Here is a 23749-nt window from a genome sequence, read left to right as displayed (position 1 = left end):
AATTAATAAATGATGGTGGGTTTAATAAATACCACGGTAACTACCTTATTGTTGGATTTAGTCCTGCTGCTAAACAGCCATTTTAAAATAGGGATGCGCGATAAAACAGGCACTCCAGAACCACTTTCGCTGCTCTCTGTACGCTCTATCCCGCCCAGCACAATCATGTCCTCATTTTTTGCCCTCACAATAGATTCAAACTTACTGGTAGAGGTTGGAGGCGGTGCATTCAGAGGCGGATCGCCAATAAAATCAGTAATCGCTACTTTCACGGTCAGCGTCACCTGGTCATCCCCGGAAACCACGGGCCGGATATTGATATCCAGGTTGGCATCTACGGCTGTAAACTGTTCCGTAACTACCGTTTGCGTGGTTAATGAAGGAATCACATTCTGCGTTCTGGTACTGTAATACCTTTTGCTCCCGATGCTCAGGTTGGCTACATGCCCGTTTAAGGTGCTGAGTTTGGGCACCGAGCGGACTTCAACATTGCTGTTGTTTTCCAGCGCACTCAAACTCACGTAAAAGTTGGGGGTTACCCTACCCAGGTTAAGCGAACTGTTCCTACCCAGGCGCGCAAGCAGGTTGTTGATGGACTTGGAACCAAATGTATAATCCAAGCCGGGGAATACCGTTCCCCCTGTTTGAATACTGTCAGACACCCCTGCCGAAATCCCCGTTTTCACGGCTTTTCCCTTTCTGATGTCTATCATGGTTACCTCAATTAAAATCATCGGTACCATTTTATCCAGCTCCCTGATGTAAGCTTCAATTTCTGTAATCTGCGGACCAGCGCCCGATAGCAATATCGTATTCTGCTCCCTGAATTCTTTAATCTCCACACCCCGTTTCCATTCCTGTGGAATCATCGTTTGAATGGTATCCAGCGAACGGTTTTGCAGGTGTACCAGTTTGTGTGCCCGAAGACCCTCCAAACGACGGTCCCCAATTAAATACACTCCGTTTTCTTGTCTAAAGGTAAAGTCAGTACCCTGAAAAACAGCGGCCAGTAAATTGTCGTAAGTGATGTCGTTTACCCTGATGGTAATGCTGCCCTTTAAATCAGAATATAAAAAATAACTGGCATTGGTTTCCTGTGCCGCCTGTTTCACCACATCATTGATCGGCACATTGAGTGCATCCAGGCTCAGCAGTTTTTTACCCTGCAGCGTTCTGCTTTGCATGCTGAAATTAGCGCCGCCGGCACCAGCGTTTACAGGCTTCAAATTTCTTTTTACCGCAGTATTACGTTCACTGTTGATGTACAGCTCTTCCCCTTCGCCCAGAGCCTGAAACAGGTAAACATTGTCGCTCGTCTTCACCATTTTAAGGTCATTGGCATAGGCCAGTTTCTCCAGCGCAGTTTCAAAAGGCGCATCCGCCAAAAAGGCCGTTACCTTTCTAAGCAGCAGGTTACCCGGCACCACTACGTTTTTACCAGAAACCTGGGTAATTTTTCTGGCCACCTGTGCAAGGGTATCGTTGTTCAGCTCTACGCTAAGCGTATTGTTTTGCGCATTGTATTTGGCTTTAATCTCTCTCAAAGGAATAATTATCCGGGGTTCCGCAACTTTGGTGACCGACATAATAGAACCAATTAAATTGATGTCTAGCCCATACTCTTTAGCCAAAAATACCAGTACGTTCAATGCCGTTTCATTGGTAAAGTTATTGAATACCTTAAAAGTAAGCTGGGGGTCGATGTTAATGTTCAGGTTGTTGGCCTGTGCCAGTGCCCGCAGAAACTCCTGGGCAGATACGCCCGAGACGTTCATCTGCACCTTTTGGTTCAGGCCGGGAACAGTAATGGCCAGGTTGTTTAACCTTTCCTGCACCAATCTAACCCGCTCTGCAGCCGGCGTATTGGTTGGCGTTTGGGCATAACTGCCGCTCATACCCAATGCTAAAAGCAGGATGCAGCAAAGCAGTTTTTTAGTCCCATAAACAATAGGTAATAGTTTCCTCATCAATTGGTAAATAAGAGTGGATAGATTTCTTCAAGTGTAGTTTGTCCCGCAGCAAAAAGTGCGAAAGCATTTTCGCCAAGCGTTTTAATGCCCCTTTCTGCCAGCAGCGGGTTAATGTATAAATTGCCCTGTTTGGCTTCCATAGTCAGCTCATGGTCCAGCGGAATCACCTCGTAAACAGCCTTCCTGCCACTGTAACCCGTATAATAACACTGCTCGCAACCTTTGGCTACAAAGTGTTTGCTAACAGGGGCAAAAGGTTTGAACTGTTTGGGATAGGCTGAATCCTCAAAATCGGCTTCTTCTTTGCAGTGTTTACAAAGCAGGCGGATCAGTCGCTGCGCAACAGTAGTATTGAGCGTATTAGCGACTAAAAAAGCGGGAATACCCATATCCATCAAACGGGACACGGTGCCCCATGCAGAGTTGGTATGGACAGTAGAAAGCACCAGGTGACCAGTTAAAGCTGCCCTGATGGCCATATTCGCTGTTTCAGGATCACGAATCTCCCCTACCATAATTACATCAGGATCCTGGCGCAAAAAAGTCCGCAGTGCAGAAGCAAAAGTAAGCCCGATACTTTCCTTCAGCTGCACCTGGTTAATGCCCTGAAGGGTATATTCAATCGGGTCTTCAATGGTTAAAATATTACGGGTTTCTTTATTCAGGTATTTTAGGGTGGCGTACAAAGTAGTGGTTTTACCAGATCCCGTAGGTCCGCTAATCAGGATAATGCCATTTGGCCGTTTTACCCCTTGCAGGTAATTGGATAAGTCAAAATCAGAAAAGCCTACATGCTGCAGATCTATGTTCGCCGCATTGTTGTTGAGCAGCCTCAGCACCACCTTTTCGCCATGCAGGGTAGGCAATACCGAAACACGGATGTCGAAAGCTTCCTCTCCATTTTTAAAATTGATCCTTCCATCCTGGGGCAAGCGCTTCTCTGCGATGTCCAGGTTAGACATGATTTTAATTTTATTGATCAGCGCCGGGTATTCAGATTTTTTAAGGATATACCTTTCCACCATCATGCCGTCAATCCGGATCCGAACCCTGCACTTCTCCTCATATATTTCAATGTGGATATCACTACTTTTTAAGCTCCTGGCCTCCCGGATCAAGTCGTTCAGGAAACCATCACCCTCCATGGCCGATACCATTTTTTGGAATTGGTGCTGCCCGTTTTCCTTTTGGTAATGTTTGTGCAGCAGCAGACTGATGGTAGCGGCTGGCAACTGTTCTAAGATGATATTTTTACCCAGTACTACTTCCAACTCATCTTTAAGCAACATAGGCTGTACCTCCTCATCGCAGCAAAGGGTGAGCTCAGCTCCTGCACTTGCCTTTGGCAAAATGCGGTAATGCCAGGCTTGTTCCCTGCTAATGGCATGGAGGGCATCTGTGTTAAAATCCGTATAGCCAGGCATCGTTATAAAGTTTAATTTGAGGGATGAAAATAGAAAGCAGCAGCACGGCAGCCAATATGATGGCTTGTAAGCCAGCCAATGGAATGTGCGGGTTTGCGGGTTTTTCAGCTTGTTGCATTAACCTCGTTCCGGCTACGTACAACAGCACCAGGACTAAACTGCCCATGTAAAAAGCAATGTAGTTGACCGGCGAAAGGTAAAAAGGCAGAATAGCAAGGAACAATACATCGCCCCAACCCAAATGTGCGGCTGTAAGGTCTACAGGTTTTTTATGTTTCAGGGAGAAATAGGCCCATAACAAGAGCAACTGTAAGCCGAAAAAAGAAAGGCCGATTATTGAGTGCCAGAGCGAATCCTCTGCACCAGCTTTTTGATATTTCAGGAAAAGCAAAAGTGCACCCAATACAGGGAAACAAATCCAATAAACGGCCCGAAACCGGAAATCCTGGTAGCAAATGAACACCAGGAAGAAGAGAACGATAATTTCAAGGAAGAGCATGTTAATCTGGTGTTACTTCTTTGAGATTTTTGTCCTGATCAATTTCCCAGACGTTAAAGGTACCGTCACCATCAAAATCTGCGACGGCTGTAGCGCGGGCAAGGAAGGCTGTATTGTTGGCGCTTACAATTTGAATTCTGTAATTGGCCCTGCCGTCTTTTCCGTCAGTAGTCAGCTTTTCCTGGATAAACCCGATCTCATTCAGGTCTGCACTGTACTTCGATTTTTCGTAGAAAAAGCTTTTTTCAAGCGTAGAGAGGTGTTCCAGTTGTACTTTGGCCTCTGTACTTTTGGCCTTGGTAATTAAGGGGAGCAGGTTTGGCAAAGCGAGTAAAACAAGAATTCCGATGATTACGAGTACCACCAGTATTTCAGTAAGCGTGTAAGCCTTAACCTTGCGGGTAAGTAAGTTTTTTTTCATTCCTTAGCGTTTTAGCTCTTTTCAGCGGCAAGGAGATGATTAGAAATGTTGGGTTTTATAAGCCAACAAGGCTGTTTATTCATTCCGGGTTAGTCTGAAAATGACCCTAGCAAGATACAAATGAATATCGGATAAAGCAATTGGTGTTTTGGAAATAAATATTGGCCTAGCGTGTACATATCAGATACAAAAACACAACATTTTAAAACTGAGGATATGTGCACTGAAATTATTCGTGTGTATTTAAAGAATAGATTTTAGCTTCAAGTCCCAGAATATTCATTAATTTAATATTCTGATAAAATTCATTTCTGGTAATTCATAAGCAAGTAGCAGTAACCTAAAATAACATCTAATTACTTCCAAAATATGAACATGCTATTCCATGCATTTTCGTACTTTAAATTAAGTTTATTCAATATGTCCTGTTCAAATTTTTTTTTCGCATTCATATTGTCTTCTCTATTTAATTCATGATTAATTGTTCTCCACCCTCTATAATCAGATCCTTTATTAACAGCAACCAAAAAAAATAGTGGCTTTCTTAGAATTATTTTCTATAAAAAAGAAAAACAACAATCCAGTGTCTTTGAATAAATCACAACATTATAATGATTAGTTAATGCATCAAGGCTATCGGGTTCATTCATACTGGAAGGGGGATTAAATACTGGATTTGCAGTCTTTAAAGCTGTAACTGCTTTGATTAGATGAGCACTATTTATATTGAACTCATATTTTTGGGCATATCCATAATTGCCCGCACCGAAAGCTTCCTAAAAAGGCAAATACTAAGATTATGAGAACAACGATACAAATAATAATTCCTTTAGATTTCATTTTACCTGAATAAGATTTCCCTAATTGATTTTTGTAGTTGAAAAATATAGATAAACGTCAAAAAGATACAAAGATATTAGCTATCCCCCAATAGCAGAAATTGAGTTGCTAAGGTTTCTGCTCATTCTCATAAACAGAATAGCTCGGGTTTATGTAACCAAAATTCAACTGGTTAAAGTCAAGAGTCCATAATTTCATCGAACACATGTTCATTCAGATAAAAAAATTTTAATATGAAAGGCAATGTCAAGGCGGTTGACATGACTATGGGCATAATTATAGTATTCAAGTAAATGCCAAATGCAGATAGCGACAGTACAAGAAACATGTAGTAAGAAAGCGATGTGAGATAAATTAGCTCTACACTTGTTTCCTCATCTGTTAAATATTTAAAAACAAATTTACCTTCTCCAATCCTTTTATGAAAATCGTATCTGGATTTGCTTCTGTCACTGAATTCATCTTCTGCAAAGATAATATACCCTTGGCCCCTTTCGGTAATCCTGTAAGAGTTATTATTCAAATAAGTATCTATTTTCCCTTCCAAAACCTCAAATCGTACCTCAAGGGTCTCTTTAACTTTATATTTTAAATTCATATCAATATCCTCCATGCCAATTCATTGTATTAACATATCGTTCTGTCAGGCCTTCTCCCGGAAGTCTGTAGGCGGGACCTATCCATGTAGTAACATCAACATTCAGAGCGCCACCCCCACATCTATAATCGTCACTCAGAAGCTTATAAATGGTTCATTTCAACAAATCATATCCTCTTTCTTTGAAACTCCCATGTATAGTATTAATGGCCTATTCGTTTCTAAATCAAGAAGCAGATTTAGTGATAAACTGATTAGTTTAATAACAGTGACCTAAAATAATTGGAACTTTCACAATACCGCCGGTTCCATCGTCCCACTTAAAGTAGAACTTGGTAATGCGGCAATAAATATAATTAAAGAAATTTATCTCTTAACTCAAAACATTTGAATTTCGGTTCATCTATAGCCATATAATAAAATCACTTTCTTTTTTCTAAGTAATGATTTCGATCAGGATCTAAGAGCAATTTTGGCTCTCCAAAAAAACATCTAGTTAATGAACCTCTAAAAACGGCCTCCCCAAATTCATATTTATAATATAATTCAATTTCGGTTCCTACAAGCGTGTAAAAAATCTTATAAGTCCCTTTGCCCCAAAAATGACTTCTAAATTTGTTATTTTCAAATAACCTCAAAGTATCTTGTTCGTACGGAATTTCTGGTAGAAAAGGCTCATAGTCATAATTCTTATTCACGTACTCTCCCACCAGCATGCCTTTAGAAAAAAAATTGTCATAGATGAAATATATTACTGATGTTAATATAGCTCCTAAGATTAAAAATTTTATAGTTTTCATTTACTCAAATGTAGATAAGTCTGGTATGTATTAGTTTTAAATATGTTATCATGCCAATTTCCCATCAAATCTTGACTCCTCGTATTTCTTTCATGATTTGTGACTGGAAGATGGTAATAAAAAGAAGTCATCGACTTGGAATCCATTATTAGGGCAAAGGCTTTATTTCCCAATTTATAAAAACTCACATTATAGCTTCCCATCATCTGTACCTGCATATTTGTTCCGGTTAAAAAATTATCTAGTATAGGCCAAAAGTCTACCTTATCTCTTTTCTTTGACTTATCCGACGCGATAAAAGCCTTCTCCTTTTTTTCAAATAAAAAGTTTAAAGTTATATCGGAAACAGATGGATGTTTACCATTAAATATACTTTTTTCAGGACCATATCCATCCGCCCACTCGTCATAAATATTCCACCAACCATGATTATAATCCCTAACTTCCCCAGATAGATATTTTCTCCCATTTAAAATACTATTCCAGTTTCCGTTTCTATCGGTGATGTAGGTAATTTGCTTTCCATTTTTAAAATCATGATAAAAATCAACCCCTATATCATCCCCCACGGTAGATGTCTTTATCCACTTCCCTTCCGCATTTTTTTCATATTCTCCATCAAATCCCCCATCTGGATCCACTCTACTCACAGGATTATTTCCCATTCCTACGTAGGGTGAATAATATTGACCCATTGGGTCTGTACTCATCCATCGGCCGATTTCCGAGTCATACATCCTGAAATCAAAATTATTCCAACCTGTTTCTTTATCAACCTCAGCAAACTGCCCCTGGTAACCATACCGATAATCATTATTAACTAAGGTAAGCGGACTTCCGAACGGGTAATAATCTGAATAGTAAACTACATCAGCTGCGCCATTTATTTTGCTTTGGTTAATTACTACACGTACATTGCCTAAATTATCATTTAGTTCGTACTGGTAACTGTTATCGCTCCTTTTATATAATCCTATACGACTGGATGCATATAAAGGTAATTCTTTTTGCTGTAATGTTGAACCATTATTATCATAAATTGACAGCAAATTACCTACACCATCGTAGACATAATACGTGGTGATATTTTGCAGATGATCTGTTTTGAGAATCCGCTGACCAGATTCATCATACGTAAATGAAACACGCAGTTGCGTTTTGTTTACATCAGAATATATTCCAGTTATTTTACCATTTATGTTATAATTTAAATAATAGCCAGCACCATTTACTCTGGATTGACCGGTCATTTGACCTAAATCATCATATATATAATCTGCATAGTTATCTACAGACGTCAACTTATTTGTTCCTGTTTGATAATGATAGTTATCCCCTGTAAACTGACTTTTTATGTTCCCGGCTTGGTCTGTGCGGCTCAAACTCTTAATATTTCCGTTGGCATCGTAAGTCAAATTAAACTCCCGGTTTGCATTTGCTGTTTCAGTAAAACTGTTATTTGTATAGTTAGGCGACCCAAATTTGTTATTATTAAACTGATATTCGTTGTCGTACTCGTAAGTGAACATTTTGGGATTACTTACCGTTGTGCCATAAGTATTAATGATACTTTGAGGTTTTTTGCTTCGCCAGCTTTGCGCACTAATGTTGCCGTTATAATATGATTTTGTAGTGCCCGTTATCAAACTATTTATTCCTGTGTTATCTCTAATATAATCTCCGTTAAAGTATTCCAATGTCATTCCAAACGCATCAGGAGCAAATCCATTCGAAAGTCCATCATTTCCTGGATCCTTTCCTGTATCCGGGTGATTAATTGCTTTTAACCATCCTTGTGGTGTATAGGTATAGTCAATCCCCTGTAGATTTCCCGCAAGTTCAATTCTTTTTAAAGGCCCATGTAAATAATAAAAATATTTGGCCTGCTCTGTCCGCGTTAAGGCAGGATTAGTCGAAGTATATGCAACATGAAGACGGCCATCTGCATCATATTCATATTCGTAAATAAAACGTTCTGAAGCATCATTTTTCTGATAATCTACTTTAATCGTATTTCCACGCGCATCATAACTGTAGTTAATAGTTTTTACACCTAAACCAACTATAGATTTAAGTAACCAGACTATACGGCCCTGACCATCGTAATTATACCAGGTCTTGCTATTCTCATTTTCTGTCCAACTTACCTCGGCTTTTAAAAAGGCCTCGTCTTGATTGTAATTCCCCAATCCATGCGAATTATCTGGATAATCATAATGAGTTTTTACAAAGTTATACCTTGTCCCTCCGGTTAATCCTCCCGACAAACTTGTATCTTCCAGAAGTACCTCATTCGTTTTTGCAGATGAGAAGCTAATATCCCCAGGTAGATATTCTCCGGATTCAAATGATCTCCCCCAGCGATCATAATTAGTGTAAGAAAATCTACCAGTTTTGGCCTGCTCTGCATTTTGAGAAAATCGAACATTTCCGTCGTTCCGGTAGACAAATTCTGTGCGCCCCGCATCAGCACTTCTTTTGGCAATAAGCCTGCCCTGAAGATCATATTCATTTGTACTTAGAAAAGGAACATCGGCAAGATTATTATAAGCATCTAATCCATTTGAAAGTAATTGCTTTACTCCTTCAGGAGCAATAGTCGCTATAATTTGCCCCAATTGATTGTAGAAATTATAACTAATATTTGAGTATGAATTTGTATACGTTAAAGTGGTAGCCGCATCTGTAGTAACCAATTTATAATATCCCGCAGGTAATATCCCTGTTGCAGAGATTTGTTGCTCCGTAAGCATGTCATACAATTGATAATTTGTACCCGTTATTGTAACAGCAGAAGGTTGCAAAAGACTAAAATAATGAAAAGGCTTTTTAGGTTCTGCAATTCTGGATGGACAGTTCTCGCACTGGTAACCGTCAGATATGGTAAATGGAAAGTTCGACTCTACAACATAGACATTAGAGTGAAGACTAACTACATTGGCGGAAAAATCTTTACCGATGCCATTATATACTTGCTCCCCATTCAAATATATGCTAACTATTTCTTTTGAATCTACCGAAAATCCCTGGGAATACATTACAATGCCCCCAGCATTAGGATTATCTCCTCCACCCATAATTAAATCTGCGCCAACCAAAACAGAATACGAGTATTTCCTGGGAGGATTATCCAACTGAACACTATTACTTACAGTAAGCCATCCCGGATTTGTACTACTACTCATTAAAGTCTCTTTGCCGCTTAGGTCAGATATTGTCACTTGGCCCACACCGTTCTGATCAACATAAAAATTTTGTGTAGCTTTATTACTCAAACTTGCCGAGGAACCCACCACAGCTTCACTAAAAAACTTATCTCTTACTTGTTTATAATGACTTAGCTCATTCACTACAGAAAAACTATTTGCTGTAGCAGTGTGGCCGGAATTAACCATTAGTTGTTCGCCAATATCTCCCGTTCGTTTTATAGAATTTGTTCCATCTTCATTGTATTGACTGCGACTGTATGGATAGGCAGTTGTGGCTACTCTTGATTCCAGAGTATTATTATTGCTATAATACCACCCTAGCGTTCCTGGTTTAGTATTACCAATAGGATCTGGATTATTTGTTTTATTAATTGACTGACTTAACTTGTCGAAATTTTTGTATGAATAAGGAACGTTAGAAGTAGTAGCTATAAAATTAGACTTGTAATTGAACTCCGAATTTGAAATAGGAGCGACTAATGTATTTAAGACGGGTCGCTGTTGAACATCATAAATTACCTGCGATGCTAAAACTTGGGCTTCAGTCCGGTTTTTCACCTGCATTTGCGTAGCATGTCCATTATTATCAAAAAAGGCCTTAGCTTCTGCAATAAGGTTACCATCCTCATCATAAGACTTACTCATAACCCAGTTCTTATCCCAATTATCCGATCCAATATTTGGTTGTTGAGTTGTTTCAACTGTAATATTTAATACAGTTGTCCCTGTACCGCTACTGTTGCCAGCGGAGATGGTATAATCTATTGGGGGAGAATCTTCAGATGGCGTACCACTAATCTCACCTGTATTTTCATTAAATACTAATCCAGCCGGCAAAGCAGGTGTAATCGTATAAGGTTTTACAATCACTATTTTACGGATCAGATTTGGTGCATTCTCTATTACATACATAACCCCATCCGCACCCCTTGCTATACCAAAAGGCGAATTCATCCGTACCACTGATCCCGTTCCGTTTACTGTACCAGCAACCGTATTGCCTGCAAAAGCACTCACCTCTCCTCCAGGAGTGATTTTACGGATAATGTTATTGGACTGGTCTGCAACGTAAAAATTACCTTCATTGTCCCTTACCAGATTATTGGGCGGGGCAAACATTGCTGTTGGTCCAGGGCCATTCGCATAACCCCTGGTTCCACTCCCAGCCAGAGTAGTCACATTGCCAGAAGTACTGATCTTGCGGATCATATTGTTTGACCGATCTGCCACAAATAAATTGCCTTCCGGATCAAAAACAAGCCCCATTGGCTGGCTAAAACTGGAGGTCAGCAAGGTCGAATTCGTAGCGCCCGCAACACCTGTTCCAGCAAAGGTTGTCACCACACCCGAAGGCGTGATTTTTCTGAGCTTATTGTTCCAGCCATCAGATACAATTAAGTTTCCCGAAGCATCGAAGGCCAAACCCATCGGGTAATAAAAACTAGCGCCAGTGCCCGTGCCATTCGCCGAGCCTGCCGTACCGCTACCTGCAAAGGTACTTACCACTCCAGCAGGGGTAATTTTCCTGATCCTGTTGTTGTGCTGGTCCGCCACAAACAAATTTCCCGAAGCATCTAAAGCTAAAGCAGAAGGATGTTGAAAACGGGCAGAGGTACCTGCGCCATCCATATACCCACCATATCCGGCACCAGCAAAAGTAGTGACCACACCAGCAGGTGTAATTTTCCGGATCGAATGGTTACCCGCATCCGCGACATAAACATTTCCCGAAGGATCCACGGCTGCGTTCAGCGGATTGTAAAAACTAGCCCCCACACCAGTGCCGTTGGTAAAACCACCAGCAGCATTTCCTGCAAAAGTTGAAGTCGTCTGACCGCCCAAACTGACCGCTCCACCAGTATTGGTAGGGCTCATCGCAGTAATTGCGGTTCCTGTAATAAAGCTCAAAGGTCCTGTGGCAGCATAAGTAATTACCGGTGGCGGAGCGGCCATCACCACATTTATAGAAGAAGTGATGTTACCCGTACCAGCACCATATCCTTCCGACACCATATAATAGGTACCGGCAGTTAAAGTAATGCTTATGTAAGCTTGTAGCCCCGGACAGGGAGAAACATTGCTATCATCATTAGGAATAATTAAATTACCCGAAGCATCCAGCAGGTGCATATAGGTATCAAATCCACTACCGCAATGCGATAAGGCCACATCGGCCGTTCCATTAAGCACAAACTTATAATAAATATCATTGCTGCTTTGCCCGTAGTCATTACCCAGGCAAGGGTCTGCATTGCTTTTAGTATCCGTAAAACTACCCGATGCACTAAAAGTCCCGGCGTTGATCGCCGTAGCCATATTTGTACCAGACGTAGGTGTAGAACTGCTCACATGAATGTTGGTTACAATATTCCCCATGTTGTAACCCGAACCTTCTGAAACTACATAATACGTACCCGCCGGGAGCGACATCTGGATAAAAGCTTCCGCACCAAGACAAGGAGAAAGTAACGAACCTTCATCATTGGAAGCAATTAGATTCCCCGAGGCATCTAGCAGGTGCATATACGTATCAAAACCACTCCCGCAATGAGAAAGCGTCACTGTTGAAGCACTGCTTAGCGTAAACTGATAATAAATGTCATTGTTGGGCTGCCCATATTCATCACCCATGCCCGTTACCCCGTTGCTCCTGGAATCAGAAAAACTACCCCCGCAAGAACCCATAGTTCCTGCAACAATCGGATTGGCCATCGTGGCCCCGTCCGGTGGCGCAACCGGCGAAACCGAATTGATTAGAAACTGCACATAACCCGTATTGGAACCGTAGTAATTCCCCTCTACTACCACATAATAGTTTCCAGGCGCAAAGCTTTGTATGATTTCACCCTGAGCACCACACATTGGAGAATAATCACCATATGCGATTTCATTCATATACTCATCATACACATGGATCACAGTATTAAAATAACTTCCGCAGGTGGTCAACTGCAGGTCTGAATAAGCGGCAACATTAAAGCTGTACCACATATCCGGCCCATAGTTACCTACAGAATTGTAATAGTAATAATTGTCCAAATAGCGGGAATCATAAAAATTTGAACCACCATAGATCCCCATAGTACCTGCAGGAATGGCATCGTAAAGATAGGTGCCCATCTGCGCTTTAACAGGGTTTAGCCCCGTACAAAAAAGCAAAAAAGAAAGTAGAAACCCTGTACAGCTAAATTTCAAAGCAACAGGTAAGCGGGATAATTTAAACATGACCGAGCTTTAGATGAATGCGTTGATTAATTGGTTTTTGCAGGAACGGCCTGCTCGCGTTCCGTTGTCGGAATCATCTTAGCCTGCTGCGCGGGACTCAGCAGCAAACGCAGCTGCTGATTTTTGGCATCCATCAGGGCTTTAATCCGGGCACGTTTTGCAGCATCATTTAAACTGGTATCAGCTATCGCCTGGTTCATCCCAGCTTTGTAGCTGGCCTGAATTTGGCCTACTTTATCTGCCTTTGCAGAATCCACTTGTAGGGAGCTTCGATAAAACTCAGATTGTTTAATTTTCAAACTTTTACTCAATTTATCTTGAGAATAGCCATAGCTATACGACAAGATTAAAAAGACAATACATTTAATTTGTTTTTTCATGTTACAATTACCCATTTCAAAATAATTTAAAGACACCAACAGACTAAAACTCTATAGTTATTTTTTATTAAAAATCACATCACAAAGGACTATGGTATAATTCTATAGCCAAATCCAGGCATTAGAAAAACTTCCTGAATTGTCCAATAAAAACTATCTCCTTCCCGATAGGTCCAGGTACCTAAACTGCCATCGAGTGTAGAAACGAACATATTATAATAAAATTCATTTGCAGCAGATATGCCGTTGTTAGTGTAATTCGTTGATGTTAATTTGTAATTAACCTTTACTGTGTAACCTGCGGGCTTTTCAACATTATTATAAGGATCATCAAAGATCTTTACGTGATAGGCTCTATCAGCTTGTGTATCATCAGTTATTAATTTCACAAAAACCGTAGCAGCACATTCTGATGAAGTGGAAGTAATTTCCCATTTTTGTTGATTATAAGTCGGACTACTAACGTTGAAATCCTTTTTTTCCACTTCTAATTTTCCGGAAGTTACCATTTCTCCACCATATTCAAACTGGTGACATCTTGTTTTGCCAGTCGGAAACCAATAGGCGTCTACAGATTCTGAAACACATGTGGCTACTCCAGGCACAACGACCCATCTAACCTGATTAAACGTTGTACTGACATTACTCCTATCCATTTGTTGAGCTTCAATTAAACCCGTAAAAATCGTAATACCATTATTCATTTTACTCTGACAACGAGTTTGCCCAGTGTTAACCCATTTTGGCCCTTTACCGTAATTATAGATTGTTTCTTTAACAAGGGGTACCTGAGATTTTCCAAGTATTTCTTTAAATGTTTTAATTAATCTTCCTCCTTGGTCGTATTGATAATGAATATACAAATTATTATTATCAAGCATATATGTGAGTTCTCCTGAATGCGAATCGTAAACATAAGCAACTGTAGATGAATTTAGTGGCTGAAACCTGAAATCGTCAAAATATAAAACACCGCTTCCTACATTTTTGCAGCCAACAAGTAAATTACCGCCATTCAAAGCCGCAGCAGGAACTTTCATTTGAATTAGATACCATCCCGCGGCGGTCTTTGTATATGCCGGGGTAATGTCAATCTCCGCACCATCAATAGAGTAATATAATTTAGCATCAGAAATATTATTTGAAGTGGGCTTAACCCAAACAGCCACCAAATAATCCCTTCTGATAGGGTCAAGGCTATTTAATGAGACAGAATACCTAAATCCATTATTTATCCCTGCTACCTTAAGGGATTTTTCGCCTGTGTGAGCTATCTCCTTTGTAATAACTCCAGAGCCTGAAGAAACTGTTCCCAATTTATCAGAGGATAGAACCCCATCTTCAGTGCCAGAATATGCGATCTCATAGTATCTCGCATTTCCACTCATTATTACTTTGCTATTCGCATAGCCCATTTTACTTGCTGCATAATTGCCATTTATATCCGTAGCCTCTAAAGGAGCAGAAAAAACATTGTACTTAATAACCTCGCTAGATTTCTTCCATGCAGGATTATTTTGTGCAGCAGCAAAAAAATCAACAAAACTATTTGCCGAGGTTAGTCCATTTAATGAAATACCGGTAGGCGACCACACATACTTTGCTTTCTCTCTCCAGATATTGTTTTGATTGTAGCTTGTTGGGTTCCCTTCTGGATCAAGAACAGGGATATCGTTACCCCAAGTTTGTACCCTTGCAGAAACAATACCTAAAGGTGCATTAAAACCATCTACCGCATATATGTAAGTTGAGGCTGTCTGTGTAAGCATGTGTTTAGGCCCATTTGAAGGATTAAACACATAATCCAATTTTAGACCGAGTGCTGGATATTGCCTGTAAGCAGGAGTGATTTCCGTAATAAACCGGTTCCCATAAGAATCAAAATTTAGTGACTTTGTTACTGCCCCACTATAAAAATCAAAGGATAGATTTTTTTGTTCTACACGAATACCATTTTTATAATCAATCGATGTTGAACCCGTAAGAATAGCCGGATAGACATCGCGTCCTGACATTACGCGTTTATCAATTGGGTTATTATCTACCTTTACCATTCTAGCATCAGAGTACCTTTCCTGTATCGTACCCTGATAATTAAAAAGACTCAGGAGATTAGCATAATGCTGACTTTGATAATCAAAAGACTTATCAGACATCTGGTCATGTAGATAATGATTTATCTGTTCGGTTAGTTTATTCCCTTTGTCATCATAAGTAATCATTCTTTTTACATTCCCTATTCTAGAAGTGAAATCTTTAATAGACAAATTCTTTCTTTCCCGATTTGCAGATTTTGCATATTGATACTGTTTAATGCCCAACATATTTTTATTAAAAACTTCATATTGATATTGTATACTACCAGTATTTTTAATAGGCTCTGATACCTCAGGTAATATATCAAAGTCTTGAATCGAAACATATTCATACATAACTCCTGGTGATGGCGCCTCCCGAGCTATCGAGAGAAGATAATCCATATCTTTGTACAATGCTCTATTGTAAGCTTTTTTTGCTTCATCATCTAAAGTCGGAAGACTCTCTTCTAATGAAATCGGCTCGTATGAAGTCACTCCCGATGAGCCACCATCATCATTGGCAGAGAGCCCAGGCCTTGAATAATTATATCTTGTTTGCTTCTTTACACCATTAAGATTATCAACGGTAATACTAGCAACTCTAATCCCTCCTCCATAGAATCTGCTGACCCCGGATACCTTTAAATTTCCAGTAATAATGTCTGCTGTCGCGCTCACAATTGAATGAACGTGTGTCTTAGTACGAGTTTCTGTAACAGCAGCTTTCATCTCATCGCTCAAACTAAATTTCATCTCATCGCCTACAATCTCCAAAATTCTCGAAGGCTTTAAATGCTTTGAAGATTCTATTACGTTGTACTCATTATCAATTTTAGGAAAGGGAGGCTGGTGATAGTCAAACTTCGCCAACGCAACTAGATCAATTTTATCTCCTACCTTGAAGATTTTGTTTAGCGGCTGCTCATTTCCAGAAATATTGACCCTTGCCTGATAACCGCTAGAAGCTGTACCTCCCAGATAATTGAAATTATTCACTGTCAGCGATCTATTTTTATTTAAAACCGATTGACTGTAAGTATCTCCCTCATAATCAATATTTATTTCGTTCCCTATGCTTGACTTAATCCGTCTCAATGACCAAACATCAGTAGATCTGTTTGAAATATCTGTGGTAATTCTTGTAATGTTATCGTTATTGGAAGTGCCTTGGTAATCGGATTTATATAAATGCCATATATCGTAAAAATCTTTGTTATAAGGAGGGTTCTTTGTCTTAACCGCAGGAATGAATACCGTTATAGTTGGGGGTTTATCCTTTAAATACAATACTTCAAAAATCTTATCCCCTTTATCTAAAATGAGCGTGCAGTAATATAACGTACCGTTAATGGTAAACTTTATTATATCTCCAACAATTAGTTTATTACTTGACTGTACTTCAATATCTCCTTTTCTATTGGATGTAGATGTTGAAATAACCTTTACATTCTCTTGGTTAGAAATGTCATCAGGGTGCAAATCGTACTCAAATTCGATTGGGGGTGTTACTGGAATCCCTGATTTACCCTGAAAATCTACGCTTAATAATGTTAGCTTACCGGTTTTTTCGTTAGTTTGAGCCCCATAACTCTCTAGAAATGAACCCACATAACTATTGGGCACACCCGAAGATAGCGAATAATCGTAGTTAAACTGAATTTTTCGAATACATTTAGAAACCACATCCTCTTCTATACTTTTAAAATCGTCTACATCAATTACGTTAAACCCGTGATTATTTATTTTCATTAACGCTTGATATGGGTAGTTTAGCTTTGAACTAGCCTTACGGATATCATCAACTTCGGTTGTTAAATCATGATTCTGTACCAAAAGAATATGATCTAGTTTTAAAGCAGCGCAAACTCCATAGGAAGCATCTGATTTCCCATCGTTTCTAAGGTCTTTGACAAAAAATGCGGTATGCGTTCGTGTCTTAACATAATCTAAATAATAAACTTCCTTTTTTCCTCTTGAGTAACTGTTGAATGTATTATCAATATCCTTGTGGAAGCCTTCAGCTGGATTTCTCCAGGCATAGTCGTCATTCCATTTCCCATAATTAAATTCAACCCAATAACCCCAATCAGCTTCGTCAACCTGATTATTTTCATTTCTATCGACATAATCCGGTCCGGTTATAGCCGTTAAATACCAAGTGTAAGCATATGGAGTTGGTTTCGATAAAGAATTATAACTCGTTACACCGCCAATTTTTCTCGTTTCAGTGTATTCATCAAAGCTATATGCCGGTAAAGCATAGTGATAGGTTACACCACTTGCATTAGTAATAACGAAACTACCTATTTGGCTTTGCAGATCAGAACGCCGAACAAACCCTTTACTATTTGTTTCAATTGCCCCTGATATAGAATTTGACATCTGTCCATTGTAATAATAGTTTATGTGCTTTGAACCTGCCAATCGATTATATGATGGGTTATAACCATAGTTATCATCATCATTTCCATAGATCGAAGTATCATAAACAAAATCTTCTGAAAAATTTGAAGGATTTTGGGTGTAGCGATTGGAGAAATCATTTATAAATCTATACTGCAATTTACGCCCACTACTTCTGTTTGAATTTATGCTGATTGCAGTAATGTCATTGCTATGATCTTGATTATTTATTCTATTTTGTGTATAAAGGGTATTCTGAAAGTCATAGGGCCTTATGCTGCCACTTAATCCCTGGGCAGTAACTGAGTAGTCGTCATAATTTGGATAAGTGCCGCCTACTAATTTATCTGGATCAGGATTATCTATAATATTTTCATTTATTGGGTCTAAAAGACGGTATGTATCATTGGCACTATAGTTTAACGTAATAGGATAAGCAGGGCTTAAGACTCCGTATGTACTCGTATTCGATGATTCGTCCGACCAATACCGCCTGTAATTATAACTAATCCCGAGACTTATAATTGGCATAGGTATCGAAATTGACCAACCTGATGATTCAGAACTAATCCTACCGGCATTTGCATTATTTACAGACATCCCACCCCCGCCGGCAGTTAAAGATACTTTTCCTTCTGTTGAACTGATGGAAGCTCCTAGTAAAGATACGTTAGATCCCCTTGCTCCCCCCGTAGCATAGCTAACACCTGCATTTGCACCAACATTTACATCTTGAAAGTTTGTCATCACCGAAACACCAGTACTTCCTGTGAACCCTCCTCCAACTGCTTTCGCCGTTGAAATACCAATGTTAGCTCCTACATATGGATCACCATATGGACTTACACCCAAAGTAACACCTCCGGTAACACCTTGTTGATTCCATAGCCCAAAATTGACACCCATTGAACCACCAACACCAAAACCTTTATAAGTATCCTGCGAGAAATCTAGTCCGAAACTCACAGAAGCAGCCTGGAGTCCCAGGCTGACATTTACACCAATTGATTTTGTTGATCCACCTCCCCAGTATGAACGAGCAGTACTCTGGACACCTACAAAATCATCTGGATAGCCATTTACATTTCTACTGATTGCACCTGGATTTATTCCCCATCCCAAACCTGCCCAACTCGCTTCCTCATTTGGCTGAATCCCTGCATGGTAAGATAAAGACAGTGGATAGCCACCTTCAGGGCCTGGAATTTCAAGTAAAGGCAGATTATAAGTGAAGTCTCCGGTTAGTGGATTTATCATTTCTGTTGTATCAATAGGCTCAAAGCTAGTAGCCTCAGGAACTGTGGGTCCTGACGTAAGGGCCAAGGCAATAGTTGGTAGCATTACTTGGTTAAAAAGATTAATCAACAGAAATATTGCAATTCCCTTTTTAATGATTGATCTATATTTTTTTAAAATCATATCTATAAAAGTTGAGCATAGTTTAAAGTGGAATAATAATCTAGATCATTGAAGTTAAAATCAAAATTTTGATTACCTATATTTAACCCAAATTCACTAATAGTGATCTTTAACCTTTTACATTCTGCAAAAGATTTCTTATCAAATACGAGCAAAATGTTGTTACTATTTGCCATCCCATAGGTAGGCTGAAACAAACATTCTAATGGTTCAACAGGTTTAAGGTTGTCTGGTTGTGCAGATATATATTTAGACATACGAAAGGACATTACCTGTACAATTTCACTATATGAATTAAAGCTTAGATTTCTAAGCGCTTCCCTGCCTTGATTTGAAAGGCTCAAAATGAAGAAATATTTACTAGAAAAATCTTTCAATGAAACCGGATTTCCTGTACTAGTTTTTTTTTTCAGTCTATTTCTCGCAATTAACTGCCATGGCTGGTTCGTTACACCGATTTGCATAGAATGTAAGCTGACAGACTTCGTAAACCCATTTTCCGGATTATTGATATATCGAACCAAATCTGCTTTTGTTATAGACTTTTCTCTACATGAGAAAATTCCGAGACAGATTAAGAAAAAGAGCAACGCATAATTTACCGATATTTTAAGCATATTATTTGCCTTTTAGATATTCCTCATTTAATTGTTTTATAACCTCTTGCGTTATATCTAAACCATCTTGAGCATATGCAATCGTTCCACTTTGGTTAGCAATTAGTATTAGTTTGTAACTGTGAGCTTTCCCGTAATTGAGCAAAAAAGAGTTCACTTGAGCTACTACAGTCTGGGTGAGTTTTGAATTTTCTTCTTGCGCATTCTGCTGTATACCGCGTTGATAGTCTGCTAATTGTTTTTGTTGATTAGCAATCATTTGTTTAGTCAGATTTTGTTCCCTAACTGAAAGAGTCGCCAATTCTTGTTCATACTTCTTTATTGAATTTTGTATTCCAGCAGTCAGAGTATCAATGTTATTTTGCCAAATGGTTGCTTTCGACTCAAATGCCTTTTTTGCTTTCTCTGAACCCTTAAACTCAGCAAGGATTTTTGTAGAGTCTACATATGCCAGCCTATCATTTTTTAAATAAAAAATATTGATAAATAAAAACAGTATACCTGTTAGCATAATTAAATTAAAGATCTGTTGATATCTGTTCTTTGTGAATGGCACTGCGGCTTTCATGTTTAATTAAATTTGCGTTATTATAATTTATAAATTCCCACGGAGTAATGTAAGGCTTGCGAAATTTGACCTAGTTCATATAAATAAACATAACCCGAACTTCCAAAAACACTTCTAAAACATTCAAACTAAGATCTAAATAATTTCATTTTCATCAAGGATTATATGACAAGAACGAAACAAAAATGACAAATAATGAAATTATCAATGAAAAATGTCCGTTTATCATTTTTAACGATGACGAACAGCATAAATTCTTTTAACTTGAAAGTCAAAAGCAGCAGAAAGAAAAAACCGTGAGATCAATACATTCAGACCAAAACTTAGTTTTTTCTTATTTTTCCAATATCTTCTTTAGAAAAAAAAGATCTTCTATAAAATTTCCCGATTAAAATTTTAGTCTGTTCCTTATTTTTAAGATAGACATAATCGTCCTTTAATGAAAGGATTCTAAAATGGCTGATTATTCTGGATTTATGAACGCGGCTAAAAAATTCCGAAGGCAACATGTGTTCGGACGCTTTCATCGTAGCGGCAACAACTTTAAATTTCCCACTTATAGGATGAATCTTAATATAATTACCATAAGCTTCAATGAACAGTATATCTGTAAATTTGATTTTAAAATCCTGACCTCCTTTGCCCCCACCCTTGACTATAAAATATTCATCCAATGATACCTCCTGGGATGTGGCAACAACAATTCGACACAGATAAGCAAGGCAATCCAATAAACTTCGCTTAAATTCTTCAAAAGAAGCAGATTTCGAAAGGCAATCGTCAACAAGCCATCGAAATTCCACATAATCTGTGATATCTTCAGAAATTAAAATTAATCGGCTATTAGCTTTGATCTCCTTAATTTCAGCATAATGTTCCCGAACAAAACATATATCAACATAGACCAGAGATGGCTTCTGCGTATTCAAAAGCCTTAAACCTTCCCCAAATTCAGATGTACTTTCAGAAGCTGCTAAAGAAAAGTTTTTAAGAAAATCTGACAGCTTAACAACTGTAATGCTTTCAGCAATAATAAGAGACGTTACCATATTAAGAGCGCAAAAAATAAAAGAGTGCAAACCAATATTCAATCCTGATTGCCCAATAAGAATTGGACACTGCAATATAACTCTAAAAAATAAAGAAACAAGCTAAAAACAGGTTGCAATACCCAATAATATAAAGCCATAACAATCCCACTCCGTTGTGTATAGTTATCAATAGGAAAAGTGCCAAGAAGTATCCATGAAACATCTGTTTAACTGCTCATGCTATTTCCTAGCTGTTATAAATAAAATACAAGCCTACGCCATGCCTCAATACCAAAAGAAAACACGAATTGCATAAAAAATATAGTGCCCAATCCAATCCTTTTATATTTATAGTCAAAAGTCCAGAACAATATTACGGTAAATATAGCTCCAAAAGCTCCAACCAATGCTAAATACATCAAGGCAGAAAATTCTGGATGAATATCATAAAACAGTGGCTTCTGCGCTGTCGGATTTTCATCATAGTTTGGAGTACCGGATAAAAAAATCAAATTGGAGACAACAAACACAAATAGGTTGTTCAGAATTAATAAACCGATAAAGATAATTTTTTTCATGTGCTGAATTAGTCTATAAATGCTGAAATACCCAATTATAGGCCTGCCCCATTTTAGTATCTTCAGCCAAAATAGCAAGCGAATGTAGTATGGCAGCTTTCAGGAGAATTATCTTCGGTACAAATAACCAGTATCTATAGCATTTATCTTTATTAGCTCCTCTATACCCTTTTCTTCTGCAACATGCCCGCTACCTCCAACAAAAAAAGACAAGTATTCATAAGAATAAATATCTTCTGCCGTGGTAGCTAGAGCGCCTTTGCCATATTCTTTAACTTGTTTTGTTATATCTCGGTCTCCTCTGATAATCTTCGGATAAAAGCCTCCATCAAATGTTTTCCTGTCGATATATCCAATACCATATTTATTAATGACAAAATTACTCCCTTGACCCCTGGAAACAAGTAATCGAACTTCTCCAGAATATTCCCCCGGAATTACAACTTCATAAGTTGGCTTATATTCGCTGATATAAAAAACGGAGCAGAATAAAATAATAAATATAGACGCCCATGTCAGCGTTTGCCATTTCGAGTTTAGTATGTTCCTTGCTACATAACCCAGCATAAAAGAAATACAAATCATACATGGTAAAGACAACAAAAGCAAGAACCAAGACGGAAGTATCATTGTTGGCGTCTGCAAGAATTGTCTGATGCAAATGACCAACAAAATGACAGCAAGGACTATAATTATGGGCTGGATTCTAGATTTCATCTTTATCACTCATACAACTTCGAAGATAGCTGGTCAAACAGATCCCGCATTTGCAATTTGAAAAAATTTAACATTTGCATAATTATAAATGAGAAATGTTAAAACTACCGTTAGCACCATCAAAATGCCTTTTATTCGTTTGTTTGATTTGGAATCAGCTCTGCAAAACTCATCAAATTCTTTATAGCGCCCCCTGTACTTAAAGTAATTAACAACACATAATATGAAAACCAGGAACACGATTAATGAAGGAATGTATCGCTTAAACTCGACCAGCGAGTTACGCGCAAATATTATAAAATAGAATTCTATAATCGCCAAAATAAGGAATGTTTGAATTAAACTTATAAATACAAGCGCTCTACTGCCTCCATCAGATTTATAATTGATAAACAATTTATAAACCCTATAATAAAAATAATCAAAATAAAATCTCATGCTACTCCCTAAGTAAATATTTGAACACATTGAAAACCAATAACACAAAGCCTAAAAGAATAAGATAATTTGAATATTTTCGTGATGAGCTCCATCCGTCATTAACAGAAAATTTAGTCATAAAACCAAGAAATAAAATCAACATTGGAATAAGAAAATCTATTAGCAATTTAGAATTCATATATAAAAAATTAAATATTTAAAAATCTCAATAAATACACAATGCACATTATGCGTCTACCTGCCCTTTCCAATTTATTCAGTTTAAAGTTGTCATCATCGTAACGAAAATTCTTTCTGGAACCAAACCATTCATATCGGTTATTCCTGAGCGGCATATTGTAACAAATGAATCCTCTCTTCTTATTTTCTATAAACCACTTTCTATAAATTTCAAAAACCTCATTTAGCTTCCTCTGATCATTATTTATTTCCAGTCCTGTCTCTTTATCAAACAAAACCGGAAATGGACCATATGTTGGAGAATATGATGAAACGGTAAGAATAGTAAAGAGATACAAAGCATCCACTTGT

Annotated in this window: 14 protein-coding genes; all 14 read right to left on the bottom strand. The window is 38.4% G+C overall.

What is annotated here, in order from left to right; genetic code table 11:
• Nucleotides 1-2: 2 nt before the first annotated feature.
• The 14 genes from LPB86_RS03870 to LPB86_RS03805 all read right to left on the bottom strand — a co-directional run bounded on the left by LPB86_RS03870 (nucleotide 3) and on the right by LPB86_RS03805 (nucleotide 22777).
• A complete protein-coding gene (locus LPB86_RS03870; protein ID WP_230641227.1) occupies nucleotides 3-1967 on the bottom strand; it encodes a type II secretion system protein GspD in 1965 nt (654 codons plus the stop codon).
• Entirely contained in the window at nucleotides 1967-3394 is a 1428-nt protein-coding gene (locus LPB86_RS03865) for a GspE/PulE family protein (protein WP_230641226.1), read from the bottom strand. The genes LPB86_RS03870 and LPB86_RS03865 overlap by 1 nt, the downstream gene beginning before the upstream one ends.
• Nucleotides 3372-3893: a hypothetical protein gene (locus tag LPB86_RS03860; RefSeq protein WP_230641225.1), complete on the bottom strand. Its 522-nt coding sequence runs from the start codon at nucleotides 3891-3893 to the stop codon at nucleotides 3372-3374. The genes LPB86_RS03865 and LPB86_RS03860 overlap by 23 nt, the downstream gene beginning before the upstream one ends.
• Nucleotide 3894: 1 nt before the next feature.
• Nucleotides 3895-4314 (bottom strand): type IV pilin protein, encoded by a 420-nt coding sequence (locus LPB86_RS03855; protein ID WP_230641224.1) that lies wholly within the window; start codon nucleotides 4312-4314, stop codon nucleotides 3895-3897.
• Between the two features lie 1018 nt (nucleotides 4315-5332).
• Entirely contained in the window at nucleotides 5333-5767 is a 435-nt protein-coding gene (locus LPB86_RS03850) for a hypothetical protein (RefSeq protein WP_230641223.1), read from the bottom strand.
• A 407-nt stretch (nucleotides 5768-6174) separates the two neighbouring features.
• A complete protein-coding gene (locus LPB86_RS03845; protein WP_230641222.1) occupies nucleotides 6175-6552 on the bottom strand; it encodes a hypothetical protein in 378 nt (125 codons plus the stop codon).
• On the bottom strand, nucleotides 6549-12986 hold the full coding sequence (locus LPB86_RS03840) for an RHS repeat-associated core domain-containing protein (RefSeq protein ID WP_230641221.1): 6438 nt from the start codon (nucleotides 12984-12986) through the stop codon (nucleotides 6549-6551). Before LPB86_RS03840 ends, LPB86_RS03845 begins: the two co-directional genes overlap by 4 nt.
• 26 nt (nucleotides 12987-13012) lie before the next feature.
• Nucleotides 13013-13366, bottom strand: coding sequence for a hypothetical protein (locus tag LPB86_RS03835; protein WP_230641220.1), 354 nt, complete (start codon nucleotides 13364-13366; stop codon nucleotides 13013-13015).
• Nucleotides 13367-13455: 89 nt separating this feature from the next.
• Nucleotides 13456-19266 (bottom strand): hypothetical protein, encoded by a 5811-nt coding sequence (locus tag LPB86_RS03830; protein WP_230641219.1) that lies wholly within the window; start codon nucleotides 19264-19266, stop codon nucleotides 13456-13458.
• 2 nt (nucleotides 19267-19268) lie between these two features.
• A complete protein-coding gene (locus LPB86_RS03825) occupies nucleotides 19269-19883 on the bottom strand; it encodes a hypothetical protein (protein WP_230641218.1) in 615 nt (204 codons plus the stop codon).
• Between the two features lies 1 nt (nucleotide 19884).
• Entirely contained in the window at nucleotides 19885-20451 is a 567-nt protein-coding gene (locus LPB86_RS03820; protein ID WP_230641217.1) for an OmpH family outer membrane protein, read from the bottom strand.
• A gap of 323 nt (nucleotides 20452-20774) precedes the next feature.
• Complete coding sequence (locus LPB86_RS03815) at nucleotides 20775-21575, bottom strand: LytTR family DNA-binding domain-containing protein (protein ID WP_230641216.1); 801 nt, start codon at nucleotides 21573-21575, stop codon at nucleotides 20775-20777.
• Between the two features lie 161 nt (nucleotides 21576-21736).
• Entirely contained in the window at nucleotides 21737-22060 is a 324-nt protein-coding gene (locus LPB86_RS03810; protein ID WP_230641215.1) for a hypothetical protein, read from the bottom strand.
• A 108-nt stretch (nucleotides 22061-22168) separates the two neighbouring features.
• A complete protein-coding gene (locus tag LPB86_RS03805) occupies nucleotides 22169-22777 on the bottom strand; it encodes a hypothetical protein (RefSeq protein WP_230641214.1) in 609 nt (202 codons plus the stop codon).
• Nucleotides 22778-23749: the final 972 nt, after the last annotated feature.

The organism is Pedobacter sp. MC2016-14, assembly GCF_020991475.1.
In the GTDB taxonomy this organism is placed as follows: Bacteria; Bacteroidota; Bacteroidia; order Sphingobacteriales; family Sphingobacteriaceae; genus Pedobacter.
Note: the sequence above shows the minus strand (reverse complement) of the source record. Positions and strands in the feature narration are given on the sequence as shown.